Annotated in this window: 18 protein-coding genes; 9 read left to right on the top strand and 9 right to left on the bottom strand. The window is 63.5% G+C overall.

The features are described 5' to 3' along the window. Positions 1-14: 14 nt before the first annotated feature. Positions 15-893, bottom strand: coding sequence for a 4-hydroxy-tetrahydrodipicolinate synthase (dapA, locus tag IFT76_RS07610; RefSeq protein WP_192057815.1), 879 nt, complete (start codon positions 891-893; stop codon positions 15-17). Between the two features lie 331 nt (positions 894-1224). Here dapA and IFT76_RS07605 point away from each other — a divergent pair, with 331 nt between their 5' ends. Both IFT76_RS07605 and IFT76_RS07600 read left to right on the top strand, forming a co-directional pair. Next, a complete protein-coding gene (locus tag IFT76_RS07605; RefSeq protein ID WP_122476686.1) occupies positions 1225-1785 on the top strand; it encodes a glycine cleavage system protein R in 561 nt (186 codons plus the stop codon). 10 nt (positions 1786-1795) lie between these two features. Then, a complete protein-coding gene (locus IFT76_RS07600; RefSeq protein WP_192057814.1) occupies positions 1796-2269 on the top strand; it encodes a peroxiredoxin in 474 nt (157 codons plus the stop codon). A gap of 89 nt (positions 2270-2358) precedes the next feature. Here the strand turns inward: IFT76_RS07600 and IFT76_RS07595 are convergent, their stop codons facing one another. Together IFT76_RS07595 and IFT76_RS07590 are read right to left on the bottom strand one after the other, a co-directional pair. After that, positions 2359-3429: an AI-2E family transporter gene (locus IFT76_RS07595; protein ID WP_122476688.1), complete on the bottom strand. Its 1071-nt coding sequence runs from the start codon at positions 3427-3429 to the stop codon at positions 2359-2361. A 40-nt stretch (positions 3430-3469) separates the two neighbouring features. After that, a complete protein-coding gene (locus tag IFT76_RS07590) occupies positions 3470-3709 on the bottom strand; it encodes a sulfurtransferase TusA family protein (protein WP_122476689.1) in 240 nt (79 codons plus the stop codon). A gap of 145 nt (positions 3710-3854) precedes the next feature. Between IFT76_RS07590 and IFT76_RS07585 the strand changes: the two genes are divergently transcribed. From IFT76_RS07585 to IFT76_RS07575, 3 genes are all read left to right on the top strand, one after another. Beyond that, positions 3855-5288, top strand: coding sequence for a M48 family metalloprotease (locus IFT76_RS07585; RefSeq protein WP_122476690.1), 1434 nt, complete (start codon positions 3855-3857; stop codon positions 5286-5288). A gap of 150 nt (positions 5289-5438) precedes the next feature. Beyond that, positions 5439-8537 carry a transglycosylase domain-containing protein gene (locus tag IFT76_RS07580; RefSeq protein WP_192057813.1) on the top strand — a complete coding sequence of 1033 codons (3099 nt, stop codon included), beginning with the start codon at positions 5439-5441 and terminating at the stop codon, positions 8535-8537. Positions 8538-8637: 100 nt separating this feature from the next. Next, a complete protein-coding gene (locus IFT76_RS07575) occupies positions 8638-9417 on the top strand; it encodes a siderophore-interacting protein (protein WP_192057812.1) in 780 nt (259 codons plus the stop codon). Positions 9418-9447: 30 nt separating this feature from the next. On the opposite strand, the gene IFT76_RS07570 is transcribed toward IFT76_RS07575, so the two are convergent. Together IFT76_RS07570 and IFT76_RS07565 are read right to left on the bottom strand one after the other, a co-directional pair. Further along, positions 9448-10086 (bottom strand): Pr6Pr family membrane protein, encoded by a 639-nt coding sequence (locus IFT76_RS07570; protein WP_446731098.1) that lies wholly within the window; start codon positions 10084-10086, stop codon positions 9448-9450. After that, positions 10086-10310, bottom strand: a complete 225-nt coding sequence (locus tag IFT76_RS07565) for a VF530 family protein (protein WP_122476696.1) — start codon at positions 10308-10310, stop codon at positions 10086-10088. Before IFT76_RS07565 ends, IFT76_RS07570 begins: the two co-directional genes overlap by 1 nt. Positions 10311-10617: 307 nt before the next feature. On the opposite strand from IFT76_RS07565, the gene IFT76_RS07560 reads away from it, so the two are divergent. After that, positions 10618-11979, top strand: a complete 1362-nt coding sequence (locus IFT76_RS07560; RefSeq protein WP_192057810.1) for a carbohydrate porin — start codon at positions 10618-10620, stop codon at positions 11977-11979. A 91-nt stretch (positions 11980-12070) separates the two neighbouring features. Beyond that, on the top strand, positions 12071-14482 hold the full coding sequence (locus tag IFT76_RS07555; protein WP_185794228.1) for a glucose/quinate/shikimate family membrane-bound PQQ-dependent dehydrogenase: 2412 nt from the start codon (positions 12071-12073) through the stop codon (positions 14480-14482). A gap of 72 nt (positions 14483-14554) precedes the next feature. Here the strand turns inward: IFT76_RS07555 and IFT76_RS07550 are convergent, their stop codons facing one another. From IFT76_RS07550 to IFT76_RS07535, 4 genes are read right to left on the bottom strand one after another with little or no spacing between them, the layout of a single operon-like run. Continuing rightward, positions 14555-14980, bottom strand: a complete 426-nt coding sequence (locus IFT76_RS07550) for a group I truncated hemoglobin (RefSeq protein ID WP_192052729.1) — start codon at positions 14978-14980, stop codon at positions 14555-14557. 1 nt (position 14981) lies between these two features. Beyond that, positions 14982-15839, bottom strand: coding sequence for a DUF3034 family protein (locus tag IFT76_RS07545; RefSeq protein ID WP_192058279.1), 858 nt, complete (start codon positions 15837-15839; stop codon positions 14982-14984). Positions 15840-15864: 25 nt separating this feature from the next. Then, positions 15865-18207 carry an EAL domain-containing protein gene (locus IFT76_RS07540; protein WP_192057809.1) on the bottom strand — a complete coding sequence of 781 codons (2343 nt, stop codon included), beginning with the start codon at positions 18205-18207 and terminating at the stop codon, positions 15865-15867. Next, complete coding sequence (locus IFT76_RS07535) at positions 18191-18865, bottom strand: methylamine utilization protein (protein ID WP_192052725.1); 675 nt, start codon at positions 18863-18865, stop codon at positions 18191-18193. Before IFT76_RS07535 ends, IFT76_RS07540 begins: the two co-directional genes overlap by 17 nt. Positions 18866-19028: 163 nt before the next feature. Here IFT76_RS07535 and lon point away from each other — a divergent pair, with 163 nt between their 5' ends. Then, positions 19029-21449, top strand: a complete 2421-nt coding sequence (gene lon / locus IFT76_RS07530) for an endopeptidase La (protein ID WP_192057808.1) — start codon at positions 19029-19031, stop codon at positions 21447-21449. A gap of 490 nt (positions 21450-21939) precedes the next feature. After that, complete coding sequence (locus IFT76_RS07525; protein WP_185794224.1) at positions 21940-22332, top strand: protease inhibitor I42 family protein; 393 nt, start codon at positions 21940-21942, stop codon at positions 22330-22332. Positions 22333-22336 lie beyond the last annotated feature (4 nt).

Genomic DNA, 22336 nt, shown 5'->3' with positions numbered 1-22336 from the left:
TCTTACTTCCTCAATTAAACCAGGACGCCGGACTGGCGCAGGGCCTGCCGCAGCGGTTCATGACAGGTGGCGCTCAACCAGGTGAGCGGCAGGCGAATGCCTTCGGGCATCAAGCCCATTTCATGCAACGCCCATTTGACCGGAATCGGGTTGGCTTCCAGGAACAGGTTCTTGTGCAGCGGCATCAGCTTGTCGTTGATGGCGCGGGCCAGTTCGGCCTCGCCCTTCAACGCCGCATTGCACAGGTCGGCCATGGCGCGCGGGGCGACGTTGGCGGTGACCGAAATATTGCCCTTGCCACCCAGCAGGATGAGCTCGACCGCAGTGGGATCATCGCCGGACAGCACCAGGAAGTCGCTGTCGACACGCCTGATGATGTCCTTGGCACGGGCCAGGTCGCCGGTGGCTTCCTTGATGCCGATGATGTTCGGCACGCTGGACAGGCGCACGACGGTGTCGGCCAGCATGTCGCAGGCAGTGCGGCCGGGAACGTTGTAGAGGATCTGCGGAATGTCGACGGCTTCGGCGATGTGCTTGAAGTGCTGGTACAGGCCTTCCTGGGTCGGCTTGTTGTAGTACGGCGTGACCAGCAGGCAGGCATCGGCGCCGGCCTTCTTGGCATTGCGGGTCAGCTCGACGGCCTCGCGGGTGGAATTGGCGCCGGTGCCGGCGATGACCGGGATACGCCCGTTCACCTGCTTGACCACGTGCTCGATGACCTTGATGTGCTCTTCGTAGTCGAGCGTCGCCGATTCGCCGGTGGTGCCGACCGCGACGATGGCATGGGTGCCCTCCTGCAGATGGAAGTCCACCAGTTTGCTCAGGCTGTCCCAGTCCAGACGCCCTTGGGCGTCCATGGGTGTGACCAGTGCCACCATACTGCCCGCAATCATGCAACCGCTCCTGCCGGAAAAAGAGAGCGGTAATGGTACTGGCGCTATCCACCTTGCACAAGCGAAGTACCACGCCGCGAGCATTCCCCTTGGCGCCGGTTTTCTATACCCTTTCAGACTTTGATCGGCAGGGGTTGCCTTTCTTGCCTGGTCATCGCCTGCCGTAACGGCGCTTCGAACCCCGTCCCTGAGCCTTGCCACCTGGCTTTACCCCGTATTTGCGGGCGTTGCCGGGCGGTCGGCAGGGGTACGCACGAGGTACGGCGCAGGCCTTGAACCAGTCATCCGGCCCCTTGACGCCGCCGACCGCTCATCGCTTTAGGAATGCTGCATGTCCACCCCCACAGTTCGCGAACAATTCCTCGTCATCAGCGCCCTGGGCCGCAATCCCATGGAACTGACCAATGTACTGTGCCGCGCGGCCCACGACGCCCGCTGCTCGGTGTCCACCTCGCGCCTGACCCGCCACGGCGAATACAGCGCCCTGGTGCTGCAGGTAGCAGGCAACTGGGACGCCCTGGCGCGCCTGGAAACCAGCCTGGCTTCGCTGGCCAAGAAACACGACTTCACGGTCAGCCTGGTGCGCAGCGCCACCCTCGACAGCCGCCCGCAAGCGCTGCCTTACGTGGCCTACGTCAGTTCGGCGTACCGCTCGGACATCATCAACGAGCTGTGCCAGTTCTTCATCGACCACAACGTCGAGCTGGAGAACCTGACCTGCGACACCTACCAGGCGCCGCAGACCGGTGGCACCATGCTCAATGCCACGTTTACCGTGACACTGCCCGCCGGCGTGCAGATCAGCTGGTTGCGCGACCAGTTCCTGGACTTCGCCGATGCCTTGAACCTGGATGCGCTGATCGAACCCTGGCGCCCACAGAACCCCATGTAAGGACTGACCGATGGCTGTCGCTCTCAATGAACCTGTAGCCGATTTCCAAGCCCAGGCCACCAGCGGCCAGACCGTCCGCCTGAGCGAGCTCAAGGGTCGCCAGGTGGTGGTCTACTTCTACCCCAAGGACAGCACGCCGGGCTGCACCACCCAGGGTCAGGATTTCCGTGACCTGCTCGAGCAGTTCAAGGCCGCCGACACCGAGGTATTCGGGGTGTCGCGCGACGGGCTCAAGTCCCACGAGAATTTCAAGGCCAAGCAGGGCTTCACCTTCGAGCTGATCAGCGATCAGGACGAGGCGTTGTGCCAGCTGTTCGACGTGATCAAGTTGAAGAAGCTGTATGGCAAGGAATACCTGGGCGTGGATCGCAGCACCTTCCTGATCGACCGGGACGGTGTGTTGCGCCAGGAATGGCGTGGCGTGAAGGTGCCGGGGCATGTGCAGAGCGTGCTGGGGGCGGCACAGGCGTTGAGCAAGGGTTGAGAGGGGGTTGGATTTTTCGCGGCTACTGACCGCTCCTGCGACGATCGTGTGTAGGAGCGGTCAGCGGCCGCGAAGGCCGCGCCGCGGTTTCAGAGCATCGGCGCCACGGTGGGCTCCTGGCGCGGCCAGGCATCGAGCACGGCCTTGAACAAGGTTGCCAGGGGGATGGCGAAGAAGATTCCCCAGAACCCCCACAGCCCGCCGAACAGCAACACCGCGCAGATGATCGCCACCGGGTGCAGGTTCACCGCCTCGGAGAACAGCAGCGGCACCAGCACGTTGCCGTCCAGGGTCTGGATGATGCCGTACACCACCATCAGGTAGATGAACTGGTCGCCCCAACCCCACTGGAACAGTGCGATCAAGGTCACCGGTACGGTCACCACCACGGCGCCCACATAGGGCACCACTACCGACACGCCTACCAGCAGGGCCAACAGCGCCGCGTAGTTCAAGCCCAGCGCAACGAACGCGATGTAGGTCACCACCCCGCAGATGAAGATCTCGATGACCTTGCCACGGATGTAATTGGCGATCTGCCGGTTCATCTCCTGCGCCACCCGAGTCAGCAGCGCCCGCTCGCGCGGCAGGTAACCGCTGACCCAGCGGCCGATCATCACCCGGTCCTTGAGAAAGAAGAACACCAGGATCGGCACCAGCACGAAATAGATCATGATGTTCACCAGCAGTGGCAGGCTGGACAGGGAAAAGGTCAGTGCCCACTGGCCGAACTTGCCGATCTCGCCGCGCGCCGCTTCGATGGCCTGCAGCACCTGTTCGTCGCTGACCAGGTGCGGATAGCGTTCGGGCAGCAGCAACAGCAGTGACTGCCACTTGCCCAGCATGCCGGGCAACTCGTTGAACAGCGTGATCAACTGGTGCCAGAGCAGCGGCACGAGCACCAGCATGAACAGCGCCAGCGCACCCATGAACAGCGCGAACACCGCTCCCACGGCCACGCCCGAAGGCACCCGCAAGCGTTCCAGGAAATTGACCAGGCCCTGCATGAGAAACGCCAGCACCATCCCTGCCAGCACAGGCGCCAGCATGCCGCCCAGGGTCAGTACGGCGGTGAACGCCAGCACCAGCAGCACCGCCAGGACGACGGCCTCTTCGTCGGAGAAGTACCGCTGGATCCAGTTGCGTAACACTTTGAACATTGAAATTCCCTTGAATGGCCCAGCTACCGAAGGTGGTGGCTCAGGCCTTGCGCAACCAATACGAGTAGACCCCGTCCAGCGCCTGTTCATGTAACAGCGCGTGACCTGCCAACGTGGCGAACGAGCGGAAGTCGCGCTGCGAGCCGGCGTCCGTGGCGATCACCTTCAATACCGTGCCACTGGCCATCCGGTTCAGTTCCAGCTTGGCCTTGAGCAGTGGCAACGGGCAATTAAGACCGCTGGTGTCCAGCTCGGCGTCACATTCAGGCGCATCGCTCATCGATATCTTCTCCAACCAAAGAAAGCCGTGATGCCGCCTCGATCGCGGCAGCCAGCGGCGCGACAGGATAACCCAAGGCCGGCGCCTCTGGTGGTCGTCGGATGGGGCGGCTACAGTAGGGCCTTTCATCTGCCGAGCTCAGTGCATGCCCTTTCTGCGCCCTACCCTGCTGACACTTGCCTGCCTGCTGGCGCTGCCGGGCCACGCCAGCGATCTGCCGTCACTTGGCGACGCCAGTTCCGCGATCGTCTCGCCCCAGCAGGAGCATCAGTTGGGTCGTGCCTGGCTGAGCCTGCTGCGCGGTCAGGTCAAACAGCTCAATGACCCACAGCTCAAGGATTTCGTCGAAACCAGCGTGTATCGGCTCTCTGAAACCAGCCAGCTGAACGACCGGCGCCTGGAGTTCATCCTGATCGACAGCAAAGAGCTCAATGCCTTCGCTGCGCCAGGGGGCATCGTCGGGGTCAATGGCGGGTTGTTCTTCAATGCCGAAACCGAGGGTGAGTACATCGGTGTGCTGGCCCACGAACTGGCGCACTTGTCGCAACGCCACTTCGCGCGCGGGGTCGAGGCGCAGCAGCGCATGCAACTGCCGATGATGGCGGCGCTGCTGGCTGGCATCGTGATCGCCGCGTCCGGTGCCGGTGACGCCGGCATTGCGGCAATCGCCGGCAGCCAGGCTGCGGCGATCCAGGAACAGCGACGCTTCTCCCGGCAGAACGAGCAGGAGGCGGACCGCATCGGCATCATCAACATGGAAAAGGCCGGCTACGACCCGCGCAACATGCCGACCATGTTCGAACGCCTGATGCGCCAGTACCGTTTCGATGCACGGCCGCCGGAATTCCTCCTGACTCACCCGGTCAGCGAATCGCGTATCGCCGACACGCGCAACCGCGCCGAACAGGCCGCCAAAGGGGGCAAGGAAGACAGCCTGTGGTACCAACTGATGCGCGCGCGGGTTCAGCTGTACTACGAGGAAACCCCAGGGCTGGCAGCCAAGCGCTTCCGCGCGCAACTGGATGAAAACCCCAATGCGCTCCCCGCGCGCTATGGCTTGGCGCTGGCTCAGGTCAAGGCTGGCCAACTCAACGAAGCGCGGGAGAACCTCAAGCAGCTGCTCGGCAAACAGCCGGACGACATCACCTTCAACCTGGCGCAGGTCGATCTGGACATCACCAACAACCGCATTCCCGATGCCCAGCAGCGCATCGATCGGCTGGTGACGCAGTATCCCGGCAACTACCCGATCAACCAGAAGCGGGTCGACGTGCTGCTCAAGCAGAACCGCATGGCGGATGCCGAAAAAGGCCTGGAAAACCTGCTCAAGAGCCGCTCGGACGACCCGGACGTGTGGTACCTGGTGGCCGAAACGCGCGGACAGAATGGCAACATCGTTGGGCTGCATCAGGCACGCGCCGAGTTCTTCGCCCTGGTCGGCGAGTTCGACCAGGCCATCCAGCAACTCGATCTGGCCAAGCGCCGGGCCGCCGACAACTTCCAGCTCGCCTCGCGAATCGATGCACGGCAACGCGAGTTGATCGAGCAGGATCGGCTGGTCAAGGAAATGCTGCGCTGAGGCCGCGGCGGGCCGAATCGGAGCCGCACGGTCGATCGGAATGAACCGACGTATCAGACACATTGATTTTCACATTTTTTTCACGCAACTGCTCTAGCGTCTAGACTTGCTCCAGGTGCGATGAATTTTCCGTGACCGGTGTGAATATCTATGGGCGTTTTGTGGCAAACCGAACCTGACAAGACTGCAACCCCCGCTGTCAGTCCTGACCCGTCTCCATTGCCAGATAGCCCACGTCAACGTCACCTGTGGTGGCGTCTGTTCTGGTTGCTGGTGGTGATCACTGTCGCGGCACTGGCGTATGCGATGTACGCGGAAATGCGGACGTCGCGACTGCAGGCGCGCGAATTCAGCCGTTGGGCGGCGTCGCTGACCTACGAGCTGCAGCCGGGGCCAAGCGAAGCTATCGTCTATCCAGGCGAGGGCCCGTTCGACAAACGCCTGGGCTACAGCGCCCTGGGCGATTTCATTCCACGCCTGCTCAAGCGCAATTACGTGGTCGAACGACAGACCCATTTCTCGCCGGCGCTGATGCGTTACGCCGGGCACGACCTGTTCGTGCCCTATCAGGAAAAACCCCAAGCCGGGCTGGTGATCACCGATTGCCGGGGCGACCCGTTGTACCTGTATCGCTACCCCCAGCAGCTCTACACCGAGTTCGCCCAGATTCCGCCAGTCATGGTCAACAGCCTGCTGTTCGTCGAGAACCGCGGCCTGCTCGACAGCCCCGAACCCCTGCTCAACCCTGCCGTGGATTGGCCGCGCTTTGCCAAGGCGGCCTGGTCGCAGGTGGCCAAGATGTTCGCCCTCCCCGGGCAGTCGGCCGGTGGCAGCACCCTGGCCACGCAATTGGAGAAGTATCGACACTCGCCCGACGGCCTGACCGGTTCCGGGCCGGAGAAGATTCGCCAGATGATCTCGGCCAGCGTGCGTGCCTATCAGGACGGTCCGCAGACCCTGGAGGCGCGCCAGCGCGTCGTGCGCGACTACCTCAACAGCGTGCCGCTGTCGGCCGTGCCCGGCCATGGTGAAGTGCACGGCATGGCCGAAGGCTTGCGGGTCTGGTATGGCGCCGATTTCGAGCAGGTCAACCGCGCCCTCGCCAGCACCACCACCGACCCCGCCAGCGAAGCCGCGCGTGGGCTCGCCCTGCGCCAGGTACTGTCGCTGATGATCGCCCAGCGCCGTCCTTCGTACTTCCTCAACAAGGGCCATGACGACCTCGCCGAGCTGACCGACAGCCATATTCGCCTGCTGACCGCCAACGGTATCGTTGACCCGACCCTGGCCACCGCAGCCCTGGCCAGCCAGGTCATGTACCGCGATTGGGTGCAGGAGCCTACCTGGCAACCCAACGAGTCGAACAAGGGCATCAGCGTGGCGCGCAACCGCCTCTCGTCCATGCTTGACCGACCGTTGTACGACCTGGACCGGCTGGACCTCTCGGCCACCACCACCCTGCATGCCGATCTGCAGAAACAGGCCAGTGATTATCTGCGCCACCTTGCCGACCCGGCCTTCGCCCAGCAAATCGGCCTGATCGGCGAGCGCCTGCTGACCTCGGCCAGCACCCGAGAGGTCAGCTACAGCTTCACTCTGTTCGAACGGACGGCCGACGGCTCGCGGGTACGAGTGCAGACCGACAACACCGACCAGCCCTTCGACATCAACGAAGGCAGCAAGCTGGAGCTGGGGTCGACGGCCAAGATGCGCGTGCTCACCACCTACCTCGAGATCATTCACGAACTGCATGAGCGCTATGCCGGGCAGACACCCGCGCAACTGCGCCAGGTGAAGATCGAAGAAGCCGATCGGCTGTCGCGCTGGGTGCTCGACTACATGATCCAGAACCCCGGCGCGGATGCGCGGGCATTGCTCGGCGCCGCCCTGGAGCGCAAGTACTCGGCAAGCCCTGCCGAGAGTTTCTTCACCGGCGGCGGGATCCACACTTTCGGCAACTTTCGCCGCGAGGACAACGGCCGTATTCCCACGCTCAAGGAAGCGCTGCAGGAGTCCATCAACCTGCCCTTCATCCGCCTGATGCGCGACCTGGTGCGCTACAGCACCTACTCCGCGCCAAGCAACAGCGGGCAGTTGCTCAGGGACGACGACGATCCGCGTCGCCAGGAATACCTGGCACGCTTCGCCGATCGCGAAGGCACGGAGTTCCTCCAGCGCTTCTGGAAGAAGTACCAGCGCAAGACCACCGAGCAGCGCCTGGAAACCTTCCTCGACGGCATGCGCCCTACCCCGCAGCGGCTGGCGGCCGTGCATCGCTACCTGTACCCCAATGCGCCCCAGGCGCAATTCGATCGCTTCGTGCGCGAGCACAGCAAAAGCGACAACGTCACCGACAAGCGCCTGAACGAGATGTACACCGGCTATGGCCCGGGCCGCTACAACCTGCCGGATCAGGGCTACATCGCGCGCGTCCACCCGCTGGACCTGTGGCTGCTGGGCTACCTGCTCAATCATCCGGACGCCAAGTTCGGCGAGGCGGGCGCGGCCAGTCGGTTCGAACGGCAGGAGGTTTACAGCTGGTTGTTCAACAGTCGCCACAAGCGCGCCCGCGACAACCGTATTCGCACCATGCTCGAGATCGAAGCGTTTACCGATATCCATCAGCGCTGGCAGCGCGTGGGTTATCCGTTCGATCATCTGGTGCCATCGCTGGCGACCGCCATCGGCAGCTCGGGTGACCGCCCTGCGGCCTTGGCCGAGCTGATCGGCATCATTCAGAACGATGGCATCAAGCTGCCTACCGTACGCATCGACACCCTGCATTTTGCTGCCGACACCCCCTACGACACGCGAGTGATCAGCGATCCGGACCGCGGCAAGCGAGTTCTGCCCGCCGAGGTCGCGGCGGCCATGCGCGAGGCGCTGTCGCAGGTGGTGGACGCCGGCACCGCGCGGCGGGTATCGGGCAGCTTCAAGACCGATGACGGCACGGCGCTGGTGATGGGCGGCAAGACCGGCACCGGTGACAACCGCATTTCCAACTTCGGTGCCGGTGGCCGGGTGATCAGCTCGAAGGCCATCAACCGTACAGCCACGTTCGTGTTCTTCATCGGCGAGAACCACTTCGGCACCCTGACCGCATTCGTGCCGGGCAAGGCGGCGGAGGGCTTTCGCTTCACTTCGGCGCTTCCGGTGCAGGTGCTCAAGGGCATGGCTCCGATTCTCACTCCCTACCTGCAGCCGGGTGCACACACCCAGTGCAGTGCGCCCTTGCAGGCTGCACGTTGAATGGCAGGGCGCGCGGCGCGCGGCGAACGAATTCATTCACGGGCGCCTGGCGGCGTAATAAGCTATATCGATAGCCCCCTATCGGACCAGGAGTCCCGCAATGAAGGCAGACAACCCATTCGGTATTCATCGTGTCATGCACGAGATCAAACGTCGCCGCCTGCAGGTGTTGCGTGTTGTGCAGCTCACCCCACGCATGCGCCGCATCACCCTCGGCGGCCCCGAGCTGGCCGGTTTCGTGAGCGAAGGCTGCGATGACCACATCAAGCTGATGTTCGCCACCACCCCGGAGCAGCAAGCGGCGCTCGACACCATGGTGCTGGGGGCACCGACGCCGGACGAAGCCAAGCCCGACATGCGCGACTACACCCCACGGCGCATCGACCTTGCAGCCGGCGAGCTGGACATCGACTTCGTCCTGCACGGCGACGGCCCCGCCGCAACCTGGGCGGCCCAGGCCGAGCCAGGTCAGTTCCTGCATATCGGCGGCCCACGCAGCTCGATGCATGTACCGGATGTGTTCGACGCCTACCTGCTGATCGGCGACGAAACGGCGATCCCAGCCATGGCGCGCCGTCTGGAAGAACTGTCGGCCAACCGTCGCGCGCTGCTGGTGGTCGAGGTGGAGAACGCCGACGAGCAGCAGCCGTTCGACAGCGCGGCGGCATTCGAGGTGATCTGGGTCGACCGGCACCAGGGCGACCTGCTGCAGACGGTCAGCGACCTGCGCCTGCCCGAAGGCGTGGTCTATGGCTGGATCGCGACCGAGGCGGGGCTCTCGCGCAAGTTGCGGCGCGTATTGCTCGACCAGCATGGGCTGAGCGAAGAGCAGATCAAGGCCGCCGGCTACTGGCGGCTCGAAGGTGACGACGGCGAGTGATGCTGGCGCCGGGTCGGTGCACGGGGTCGCCTAGCGCGCGCCCCGACGCCCCCACCAGCGGTCTACGGCCAACACCAGCACCGAGCAGCCAAGGAAGGCCATCAATACGCCCAGTGCATTCAACCAGACCTGCCCCATGCCCAGCTTCGAAACGTCCAGGAACGGATAAGGGTAGACGCCGATGCTCTGTCCACGCAGCAACAGGTAGGCGAAATACACCAGTGGATAGATCGCCCACGCCGGTACGTGCCACAAGCGCAACGTACCTTTGGGCACGCAGAGTGCCCAATACAGCACGAAAGCGACCGGCAGCACATCGTGCAGCAACTCGTTGGCCAGCCATTGCCAACCCTGGGGCTGCCACAGGTTGCGCAGCAACAGGCTGTAGGCCACGCCGACCACAACGATACTGACCATGACCCCACTGCTCACCGCGGGCCGCAGGCAGATACGCCGCCATTTCGAGTCGCACGTCGACACGTGAGCGGTCAACACGCCAGCCACTGCCGTATTGGTAAGAATGGTGAAGAAGCTGAAGAAATGCACCAGCCCACCCAGCAGGCTCGCTTCGATCTGCCAGCGCGACCACAGCACCAGATACAGCTGCAGGGCCAGAGCAAACCAGGTGGCGGCCGCCGCCAGCGCAACCAACCGGCGTTCGCCAGGGATCAACGCTTGCCGCGCTGCAGTTGCACATAGAGCCGTTCGACTTTTTCCCGCGCCCAGGGCGTCTTGCGCAGGAAGGTCAGGCTCGACTTGATGCTCGGGTCGCTCTTGAAGCAGCGGATGTCGATCCGCTGCGCCAGCCCTTCCCATTGGTAATGCGCCACGAGCGCAATGAGGATCTGCTCCAGCGTTACGCCGTGCAGGGGGTTGTGTGTAGGCTCATGCATGCCAGGCTCCAGAAACGGCGGGGCAGAAGGTGCGCACCTTAACCAACGGGCACGGCGGCGCAAAGCTTTTATTGGGCGCTCGCCGTGGGGCGCAAAAGCTATCGAAGCGGGCGCTGCGCGTGCCCGCACCCTGCGGCAAGCCGCCGCACTGTTGCAGTTTCGGCAACTGACCCTCTTTCAAACCCGGCTTTAAAAGCATGGCCTCGAGCTATATCCTTCCGCCGCAACAAACTGAAACGTTTCACTTTTGAAAAATAACGAAGCGCTTCTCGAACAGCTTCGGACCCACCAGAAGAACTCTCTGCCAATGCCTCTTACTGCCCCCTCACGCCCCATGGCGTTTTTGCCGTTCACTGCCCTGCTCGCGTTGAGTGCCCTGGGCACCAGCCAGAGCGCTGTTGCCCTGCCCGCTTTCGATTCGCAGTCTCCGTTCATGTTCGGCGACTGGAACGGCACCCGCGGTGATCTTTCCGCCAAGGGTTACGACTTCAAGCTCGACTACACCGGCGAAGTCGGCAGCAACCTGCACGGCGGTTACAACCACGACCATGCCACGCGCTACAGCGACCAGTTTGCATTGGGTGTGCACATGGACCTGGAGAAGATCCTCGGTTGGCACGACGCCGAGTTCCAGCTCACCCTGACCGACCGTAACGGCGACAACATCAGCAACGACCGGATCAACGATCCGCGTGTCGGCGGTTTTACATCGGCGCAGGAAGTCTGGGGTCGCGGCAACATCACGCGGATCACCCAGCTGTGGTACCAGCAGAAGTTCTTCGACCAGCGCCTGGACATCAAGGCCGGTCGCTTCGGTGAAGGCGAAGAATTCAACAGCTTCCCGTGCGACTTCCAGAACCTGGCGTTCTGTGGCTCACAGGTGGGCAACTGGGTCGGCAGCGTCTGGTACAACTGGCCGGTGAGCCAGTGGGCATTGCGCATCAAATACAACATCACGCCGCAGTTGTATGCCCAGGTCGGCATTTTCGAGCAGAACCCCTCGAACCTGGAGAACGACAACGGCTTCAAGCTCAGCGGCAGCGGTACCGAAGGCGCCATGCTGCCGGTCGAGCTGATCTGGAAGCCGACGTTCGGCGGGCTGCCGGGCGAGTACCGTGCCGGCTACTACTACAGCACCGCAGACGCCGACGACGTCTACAAGGATCGCAGCGGTCAGCCTGCTGCCATCACCGGCCAGGATTACCGCAGTGCTTCCAGCCGCCACGGTTTCTGGCTGGGTGCCCAGCAACAGCTGACCCGTGTCGCCAGCGACAACTCGCGGGGCCTGAGCGTGTTCGCCAACGCCACCCTGCATGACAAGAAAACCAACGCCATCGACAACTACGTCCAGGCCGGCGTCGTCTACAAGGGTCTGTTCGATGCGCGGGCGCGCGACGACATCGGTTTCGCCGTGGCCAGGGTCCACGTCAACCCGGCGTATCGCAAGAATGCCGAGTGGCACAACCGTACCCTCGCGCTCAGCGATTACAACGATGCCGCGTACCTGCCGATCCAGGACACCGAGTACAGCGCCGAGCTCTATTACGGGGTTCACATGGCCAACTGGCTGGTGCTGCGACCGAACCTGCAGTACATCCGCCACCCGGGCGGCGTCAGCCACATCGACGACGCATTGATTGGCGGCTTGAAGATTCAAGCATCGTTCTGAAACTAAACGGCGCTGAAATACCCTTACACACACGAGCTCAGAAAAACTTGAACTCTGCTGAACCATTTGAACATGACGGAGAAAACTCACTATGAGCACTGACGGTGCTTTGCGTCGGTCGCGCCTGCTGCCCAAACTTCTGGGTATCGTGATGCTGCTGATGGGTCTGGCCTTGCTGGCCGGCGGTATCAAACTGGCCACCCTGGGTGGCTCGCTGTACTACTTGATCGCCGGTATCGGCGTAGGCTTCACCGGCGTGCTGCTGCTGCAGGGTCGTCGCTCGGCCATCGGCCTGTATGCAGCGGTATTGTTCGCCAGCACCGTCTGGTCGTTGTACGAAGTGGGTCTGGACTGGTGGCAACTGGTGCCGCGCCTGGCCCTCTGGTTTGCCTTGGGCGTGGTCCTGCTGCTGCCCTGGTTCCGCAAGCCACTGCTGCGCCAGCCTGCACCCAAGGCCACGGCTGCGCTGAGCATCGCCGTGGTTCTGGCGGGCCTCTGCGCACTGGCCAGCCAGTTCACCAACCCTGGTGAAATCAAAGGCGAGCTGGACCGCGAAACCGCCAACATGCCCAACACCGCACCGGCGATGCCCGACGGTGACTGGAACTCCTACGGTCGCAGTGCCCACGGCGATCGCTACTCGCCACTGGCGCAGATCACCCCGGAAAACGTCAGCAAGCTGACCCCGGCCTGGACCTACCGCACCGGCGACATCCCTGGCCCGAACGATCCGGGCGAGACTACTGCGGAGAACACCCCGCTCAAGGTCAACGGCATGCTCTACGTATGCACGCCACACAGCCAGGTCATCGCCCTGGACCCGGACACCGGCAAGGAAATCTGGCGTTTCGACCCGAAGATCAGCACGCAGAACGCGCCGAACTTCAAGGGCTGGGCCCACATGACCTGCCGTGGCGTGTCGTATCACGATGACGCTGCCTACGCCGCCGCCAGCCCGGCCACCGACGCCACCGCACCTGCGGCTGCGCCGACTGCCTGCCCGAAGCGCATCTTCGTGCCGACTGCCGACACCCGTCTGATCGCTCTGAATGCCGACACTGGCAAGATGTGCGAAGACTTCGGCGACAAGGGCCAGATCGACCTGCGCGCCAACATCGGCGAGTTCGCTGCGGGTGGTTACTACTCCACTTCGCCACCGGCCGTGACCAAGAACCTGGTCGTGATCGGCGGCCACGTGACCGACAACGTTTCGGTGGACGAGCCTTCGGGCGTGATCCGCGCCTATGACGTGCACGACGGTCACCTGGTATGGAACTGGGACAGCGGCAACCCCGACGACACCACGCCGATCGCTGCGGGCCAGACCTATACCCGCAACTCGCCGAACATGTGGTCCATGTTCAGCGTCGATGAAAAGAACGGCATGCTGTACCTGCCCATGGGCAACCAGATGCCCGACCAGTGGGGCGGCAACCGCACTCCCGAGTCGGAGAAGTACAGCGCTGGCCTGACCGCGCTGGACATCGACACCGGCCATGTGAAGTGGACCTACCAGTTCACCCATCACGACCTGTGGGACATGGACGTAGGCGGCCAGCCTACCCTGATGGACCTCAAGACCGCCGATGGCGTGAAGCCGGCCGTGCTGGCCTCGACCAAGCAGGGCAGCATCTACGTGCTGAACCGCTTGACCGGCGAGCCGATCGTGCCGATCCACGAAGTGCCGGTGCCCCAGGGCGCGGTGGAAGGCGACCACACCTCGCCCACTCAACCAAAATCCGACCTCAACTTCATGCCACCGGTCATGCAAGAGCGCGACATGTGGGGTGTGACGCCATTCGACCAGATGCTGTGCCGGATCGACTTCAAGTCGCTGCGCTATGAAGGTCCGTTCACGCCACCTTCGCTGCAGGGCACCTTGGTGTACCCAGGCAACTTCGGCGTGTTCGACTGGGGTGGCCTGTCGGTCGACCCGGTGCGTCAGGTGGCGTTCGTCAACCCAAGCTACATGGCTTTCCGCTCCAAGCTGGTACCTGCTGCAGAAGTGGCCGGCGGCCCTGGTCGCAAGAGCGAAACCGAGGGTGTGCAGCCCAACAAGGGCGCGCCGTACGGGGTAATCCTGGAGGCGCTGCTGTCACCGATGGGCCTGCCTTGCCAGGCGCCTGCCTGGGGCTACGTGGCTGCGGTCGACTTGACCACTCACCAGACCATCTGGAAACACAAGAACGGTACCGTGCGCGACAGCTCGCCTGTGCCAATCCCGTTGAGCATGGGCGTGCCGAGCCTGGGTGGCGCTTTCACCACGGCCAGCGGCGTGTCGTTCCTCAGCGGTACGCTTGACCAGTACCTGCGTGCCTACGATATCCGCAACGGCAAGCAGCTGTGGGAAGGTCGCCTGCCTGCAGGCGCACAGACCACGCCGATGACCTACACTGGCAAGGATGGCCGTCAGTATGTACTGGTGGTCGCTGGCGGGCATGGCTCGCTGGGTACCAAGCAGGGTGACTACGTGATGGCGTTTGCACTGCCTGAAAACAAGTGATGTCGATGTAATGAAAAACGGCTCCCTCGGGAGCCGTTTTTTTGAGTGTGTCAGCGACGACCATTCACCCCCCTACTTCTCGATCACCTCTCCCCGCTGCGCCGCCAACCGGGCCAACAACCGATTCTGCGCCGGCACCGGAACTCCCTGCGCTTCCATGGCCTTGATCAGATCCTCCACCAGCGCGTTGAACTCGCTGCGGCTGATCTGCTGGCCCTTGTGCGCTTCCACCATGTCATCCCCGGTGTACTCGCACGGCCCGCCCGCCTCGACACAGAACTTGTCGATCAACTGCACACGCAGCAACTCGATGTTGACGTTGCGAAAGTGCGCCACAATCCGCTCATCCCGAGCCACGTTCAGCAACATCCCCTCCACGATCCGGCTGATCCCCGGTTTGCCACCCAGCGCCTGGTACAGGCTGTCGTCCTTGGCCGGCTGCTGGTGACCCGTGCAGGCACCCAACAGCAGGGCCATGCCCAGCACACACATGCGCATGTCAAAAACTCCCTTGCACGGACAGGTAGGTGCCGTTCTGGTTGTCCAGCGTGGCGATTTCGCCCAGTTTCGCGTAGGCCAGCACGATCGCCAGATGCTTGTTGGGGAAATACCCCAGGAACACATCCGCCCAGTCGCTTTCGCCGGCGAACGACAGGTTGTCCGGCTTCTCTCGGTACTCCACGCCCAACGCCCAGCGCGGGTTGAACAGCACGGCCAGCGAACCCTCCTTGAGCAGGCTGCGGCTGTCGCGGCAATCACCGCCGAAGCCCAACAGGCCCAGTTCGTTGGCGCGGCTGTAGCGCACTCCGCCATTGACCAGCAGGTTGTAGCCAAACGCTGCGCCCATGAACAGGCGACTGGCCGTCAGGTAACCCTCGACATCTTCGTCACGCTTGGCGCCGACCAGGCTGGGAATGAGGAAATCCTTCTGCCGCTTGTAAGCCAGGCCCAGCGCCACCTGCGGCAGTTGGTCGTAGATCAGGTCACCGAACAGGCGCACCTTCACCCCGAAAACGTCCTGGCTGAGGCTGTCTTCGGGCAGTCCCAGCTTGTGCACCAGCGACCCCAGGTCGAAGCGTTGTCGGGCGTAGGAGAATTCGATGCGATTGTCGTAGCTGGCGGCCATGCCTGCCACGTCGAGCCGGTAGTCCGGCAGGTCCACGCGGGTGGCAAATGCCGTGGCGCCCCACTCGCCCTGCTCGCCATAGCCGGAAAGCACGGCCCAGGGCGTGATCCCCCCACCGGCGGCGCCGTCGATACTGCTGGCACCGCCGGTGGCCAACAAACGGCCCTCGTTGGCGTAGAGCGACGGTTGCCAGCACAAGGCCAGCGAGCACAACAACACGGCTTTTCGCATCATGACATCAGTGAACCACGGCAATTTAAATGGGCGAGGACTGCTGCATCCAGGCTTCGAAGGCGACAGCGGTCAGCGGCCGGCTGATCAGATAGCCCTGGGCGGTGTCGCAGTTCCAGCGTTCGAGCAAGCGCAGGCTGTGTTCGTATTCGACACCCTCGGCCACCACTTTGAGGCCCAGGTTGTGGCTCATTTCGATGGTGGACCGCACGATCACCGCATCCTCGCTGGTTTCGTCGAGGTTGCGCACGAACGACTGGTCGATCTTGAGCTCCTGCACCGGCAGGCGCTTGAGGTGGGCCAGCGACGAATAGCCGGTGCCGAAGTCGTCGACAGACAAGCTGATACCGCAGTCGCGCAGGCTGTTGAGCACCTTCAGCGCCTTCTCGGGCTCGCGCATGATCGCGCTTTCGGTGATCTCGAAAATCAACTGCTCGGCCGGTACCTGGTGCAGGCCGAGCAGGCGCACGACCCGCTCAGGCAGGTCGGACCCCAGCAGGTCATCCGCCGAGATGTTCAGCGACAACTGCACGACCAGGCCGCGCGTGTTCCATTCGCTCAACTGTCGAATGCCTTCCTCGATGACCCACCGGGTCAGCGTCTGGATACTGCCGGTGCGCTCGGCCAGCTCGATGAATTCACCGGGCGAGACATTGCCCAATTGTGGATGCTGCCAACGCAGCAAGGCTTCGGCCTGGCGTACCTGCTTGTCGCGCAGGTCCAGCTTGGGCTGGTAGTGCAGGGACAACTCGTTGTTCGCGGCGGCCCGACGCAGGTCGCGGATCAGCCGCACCTGACGCTGGTGCGCAAGGTCGCGACCGTGCTGATACACCTGCAGGCGACCCGGCATGTCGGCGGCGTCTTTCATCGCGATTGCCGAACGCGCCAGCAACTCCTCGGCGCTCAGGCCATCGGAGGGAAAGGCCGCGATGCCGATCCGGCAGTCGATGGCAACGTCGTGGCCACCGAAACGGTGGGGTTGCAGCAGCACCTGTTGCAGTTTGTCGGCCACCGCCACCGCGCTGTCGCTGTCGAGGTTTTCCAGCAGCAGGAGAAACTCGTCGGTGATCAGGTGCGCGACCGTGTCGCCGGGTCGCACCAGCTCCAGCAGCGTCTGCGCGACTTGCTGGAGCAGTTTGTCGACGAAGGTCGGTCCACCGCTTTCACTGAGTTCGCGCAGGTTATCGATACCGATGTACAGCAGTGCGATCGGTCGGTCGGCGGCAATGGCGCTGCCCAGGCGCTCCATCGCCAGCGTGCGGTTGGGCAAGCCAGTCAGCGCGTCGTGCAAGGCATTGTGAGCCAGCTGCAGCTCGCGCTCGGCGATCCCGGCCTGCATGCGATTGATGGCCTTGGCCAGCACGCCCAGTTCGTCGGTGCGGCCCAGCGGCACGTCGGTCTGGTAGTCGCCATGGCCGATGCGCCCAGCGGCCCGCGCCAGGCTCTGCACCGGCAGCGAGACACTGCGCGCCAGCAGCAAGGCACCCACCAGGGAGGCCAGCAATGCGGCGAAGGCAATGCCGAAGATATTGCGATCCAGGGCGACGAACGCGCGCATCGCTTCATCCAGCGGGCTTTGCAGCAGTGCCATGACCTTTCCGCCCTCCGGGCCACTGCTGCTGGCCAGCAGCAAGGGCTGGCTGAGGTAGGTACGATCATTGTGTTCGGAAAGGGAAATGTGCTGCGCCGCCGATTCATTGACCTGCATCCATTGACTGATGCTGGCGGACAATTCGGTCGGCTGGGTGCTCACCAGCGTGCCGACCTTGCCGGCCTCGGTAGTCAGGAAGGACACCTGCAAGTTGGTCAGCGAGTGCAATTCCTGGGCAAGGGTCACATCCATGCTGAAACCCATCACCACCCGCGCGATCGGCAGCGGTGCCAGCACTGGCGCTTCCACCAGCAAGTGCGGCAGCCCCTGCAGCGGCACGAACAGCATCGACTGGCTGGTTCGGCGGGCTTCGCGCAGCGCCGTGTCATAGGGAAACACGCTGCCGGTGGGGACCTGGTCCACGGTACTGGCCAGGACACGACCGTCCATGCCCAACACGAACATGTCGGTGGCGCCGATGCGCGCGCCCTGGTTCTGCAGCGCCGAACGGATGGTCGGCGAGTCGCCGCTGGACACCGCATCGCGGAAACCGAAGTCGGCAGCCAGCAACTGCACGCCGTCGCGCAGGCGCCGACCGCGCACATCCAGCAGACGCTCGAACACTCGCGTGCCCACTTGCAACTGCTCGCGAGCCTGGGCGCGCACGGCATCGTTGGTGGCCACCTTCACGGCCACGGTCAACGCCCCCACTACCACCGACAGCAGCAGAATGAGTACGCAGGCGATGCGCGCCTGGAAACTATTGCGCAGCTTCACCGGCAGCCTTTTTGAATGCATCGCTGAACGCGCCGGTCGCCGGCTCCTGCGCCGCGTCGTCTGCCGTTGCCTCGACCTTCAGGGTGTAGTTCTGCGTCATGGCCGTAGCCGTCATGTCGATCTCGCCTCCTGGCTGTACTTGCGCATCCACGCTGCGCGGATGCCACAGGCTCACGTGGTAGCGGCCTGCGGGTAATTGATCGAAACGCACGCGCCCCTGCTCGTCGCTGACGGCGAACCAGGGATCATCGGTGACATAGATATAGCCAAGCATCCAGTCGTGAATATTGCAACCCAGGACTACCACACCAGGCTTGTCGAACAGCTCCGGCTTGCTCGGCGTGCCCTCATAGAGCCGCAGCTCGAAGCGCTTGGCGGGCGAAAAGGAATACACCTGATGGCGGATATTGTCGCTGTTGGGAAATGAAACCGAGGTACCGGTGGCCACGGCCAGCACGTGCGGCAGGTACTTCTGCGCGCGCTGGTCCATGATCGCCGTGGCCTGCCTGGATCCGGCGGCCGCCGGCCCCCCGGACAGGCTGAACACTGCGTCGGCCAGAGGCTTGCCGTCGGCCTGGGTGATACGTGCCTCGAAGGAGGCCGCGCTGACCCACGTACTGAGGACGAGACTGCCGAGCAAGGCGCCAAACCTGATCATGAAAATTTACCTGACGGATGAAAGTGTCGCCTGCCGCGGCCCACTTGGGCCACAAGCCCGGTTACAACCTTATCGGCAGCCGGCCGCAAAGCTTCAGTGCAACCATTGAAACCAGTCGCACCCTGCCCCATCTAAGCAGCATAGTCATTGACGCAGGTGCCCCATGAGCGACCAGCAGGAATCCAACGAGAATCCGTCCGAAGATCTGGACAACGAGCACATCGAGCACTCGACCCACTCCAGCACCGAGCTGGCCCTGCCTGGGCAGAACCTGCCGGACAAGGTCTACGTCATCCCGATCCACAACCGCCCGTTCTTCCCCGCGCAGGTGCTGCCGGTCATCGTCAACGAAGAGCCCTGGGCGGAAACCCTGGACCTGGTCTCCAACACCGAGCACCACTCGCTGGCGCTGTTCTTCATGGACACCCCGCCCGACGATCACCGTCATTTCGACACTTCCAGCCTGCCGCTGTACGGCACGCTGGTGAAGATCCACCACGCCAGCCGCGAAAACGGCAAGCTGCAATTCGTCGCGCAGGGGCTGTCGCGCGTGCGTATCCGCACCTGGCTCAAGCACCATCGCCCGCCGTATCTGGTAGAAGTCGAATACCCGCAGCAGCCCATCGAGCCCACCGACGAGGTGAAGGCCTACGGCATGGCGCTGATCAACGCCATCAAGGAGCTGCTGCCGCTCAATCCGCTGTACAGCGAAGAGCTGAAGAATTACCTCAACCGTTTCAGCCCCAACGACCCGTCCCCACTGACCGACTTCGCCGCCGCGCTCACCTCGGCCACGGGCAACGAGCTGCAGGGCGTGCTCGATTGCGTGCCGATGCTGCGGCGCATGGAAAAAGTCCTGCCGATGCTGCGCAAGGAAGTCGAAGTCGCACGGCTGCAGAAAGAAATTTCCGCCGAAGTGAACAAGAAGATCGGCGAGCACCAGCGTGAGTTCTTCCTCAAGGAACAGCTCAAGGTCATCCAGCAGGAGCTGGGCCTGACCAAGGACGATCGCAGCGCCGACGTCGAGCAGTTCCAGCAGCGTCTGCAGGAAAAGACCTTGCCGCCCGCCGCGCAGAAGCGCATCGACGAGGAAATGCAAAAGCTGTCGATCCTGGAAACCGGCTCGCCGGAATACGCTGTCACGCGCAACTATCTGGACTGGGCCACGGCCCTGCCGTGGGGTGTGTACGGCAAGGACAAGCTCGATCTGAAGCATGCGCGCAAGGTGCTCGACCAGCACCACGCCGGCCTCGACGACATCAAGACACGCATCATCGAATTTCTCGCGGTGGGCGCCTACAAAGGCGAGATCAGTGGCTCCATCGTGCTGCTGGTGGGCCCGCCGGGCGTGGGCAAGACCAGCGTCGGCAAGTCCATCGCCGAATCCCTGGGTCGTCCGTTCTATCGCTTCAGCGTCGGCGGCATGCGTGACGAAGCCGAGATCAAGGGCCATCGCCGCACCTACATCGGTGCCCAGCCGGGCAAGCTGGTGCAGGCGCTCAAGGACGTCGAGGTGATGAACCCGGTGATCATGCTCGACGAGATCGACAAGATGGGCCAGAGCTTCCAGGGCGACCCGGCGTCGGCGCTGCTGGAAACTCTGGACCCGGAACAGAACGTCGACTTCCTCGACCACTACCTGGATCTGCGTCTGGACCTGTCCAAGGTGCTGTTCGTGTGCACCGCCAACACCCTGGATTCCATCCCCGGCCCGCTGCTCGACCGCATGGAAGTGATCCGCCTGTCCGGGTACATCACCGAAGAGAAAATGGCCATCGCCAAGCGCCATCTGTGGCCCAAGCAACTGGCCAAGGCCGGTGTCGACAAGAATCGCCTGACCATCAGCGACAGTGCGCTGCGCACGGTGATCGAAGGCTATGCCCGCGAGGCCGGCGTGCGCCAGTTGGAAAAACAGCTGGGCAAACTGGTACGCAAGTCCGTGGTGCAGTTGATCGACAAGCCTGATGTACCGATCAAACTTGTGCCCAAGGACCTCGAAGCTTCCCTGGGCATGCCGGTGTTCCGCAGCGAGCAGGTGCTGTCGGGCAAGGGCGTGATCACCGGCCTGGCCTGGACCAGCATGGGCGGCGCCACCTTGCCGATCGAGGCGACACGTATCCATACGCTGAACCGTGGCTTCAAGCTGACCGGGCAATTGGGCGAGGTGATGAAGGAGTCGGCGGAAATTGCCTACAGCTACGTCAGCTCCAATCTTGCGCAGTTCGGCGCCGATTCCAAGTTCTTCGACGAGGCCTTCGTGCACTTGCACGTACCCGAAGGCGCCACGCCCAAGGACGGCCCGAGCGCCGGGGTGACCATGGCCAGCGCGTTGCTGTCCCTGGCCCGCGACCAGGCGCCGAAGAAGGGCGTGGCCATGACCGGCGAGCTGACCTTGACCGGGCACGTGCTGCCGATCGGTGGCGTGCGCGAAAAAGTCATTGCCGCACGGCGGCAGAAGATCATGGAGTTGATCCTGCCCGAGCCAAACCGTGGCAATTTCGAAGAGCTGCCGGATTACCTCAAGCAGGGCATCACCGTGCATTTCGCCAAACGCTTCGCCGACGTCGCCAAGATCCTCTTCTGACCCATCCACCCCCTGCAGCGGCGGCGCAAGCCGCGTCAGGGGGCATTGCGTCCGGTCGGACATACCTCATGTACCGCCGACGCGGCTCGCGCCGCTGCTACAACGGCCCTATCCGCCACACCCCTTGCGCCCTGACGCGGCTCGCGCCGCTGCTACAACGGCCTCATCCGCCACACCGTTGCGCCCTGACGCGGCTGGCGCCGCTGCTACGACGGCCCCATCCGCCACACCGTTGCGCGCCGACGCGGCTCGCGCCGCTGCTACGACGGCCCCATCCGCCACACCCCTTGCGCCCTGACGTGGCTCGGGCGGTGGCTGCAACGCCCCGAAACAACACGATCCCCTGTAGCAGCGGCGCGAGCCGCGTCCGGCCCCACCACCGCCCCACCAGACTCACCACAATCTCCCTAAACGCGGCTCATACCCCTCACTCCTGCACATTCGACGAACTGGGTTATGCTTTCCAGATCCTCGTCCGTTCGGAGCCACCATGTCCGTCGTCCGCCTGATCCTTCCCGCCAGCCTTGCCGCGCTTACAGCCTGCGCCCAGCAACCGCTTCACAGCGTCGTGCTGGAAAGTCAGAGCCAATGCCCGGTTTTCCTCAACGTCGACCAGACCGTCACCCTGCAATTGCCGACCAACCCCAGTACCGGCTACCGCTGGCTGGTGCAGAATCCGGGCGCGAGCGTTTTGCGCAGCCTCGGGCCAGAGGTCTACAGCCATCCAGAAGAAGCCGGGGTGGTCGGGGCTGCCGGGCAATCCACCTGGCGTTTCCAGGCGCGCACCCCAGGCAAGGGTCACCTGATGCTCGTGCTGCAGCAACCCTGGGCCCCGGAAATCCCCCCAGCCCAAACCTTCAGCTGCGACATCACCGTAAAATAATCCG

Source organism: Pseudomonas sp. CFBP 13727, from assembly GCF_014841915.1.
Classification (GTDB): domain Bacteria; phylum Pseudomonadota; class Gammaproteobacteria; order Pseudomonadales; family Pseudomonadaceae; genus Aquipseudomonas; species Aquipseudomonas baltica.
This window is presented reverse-complemented; position numbering and strand designations above follow the sequence as displayed.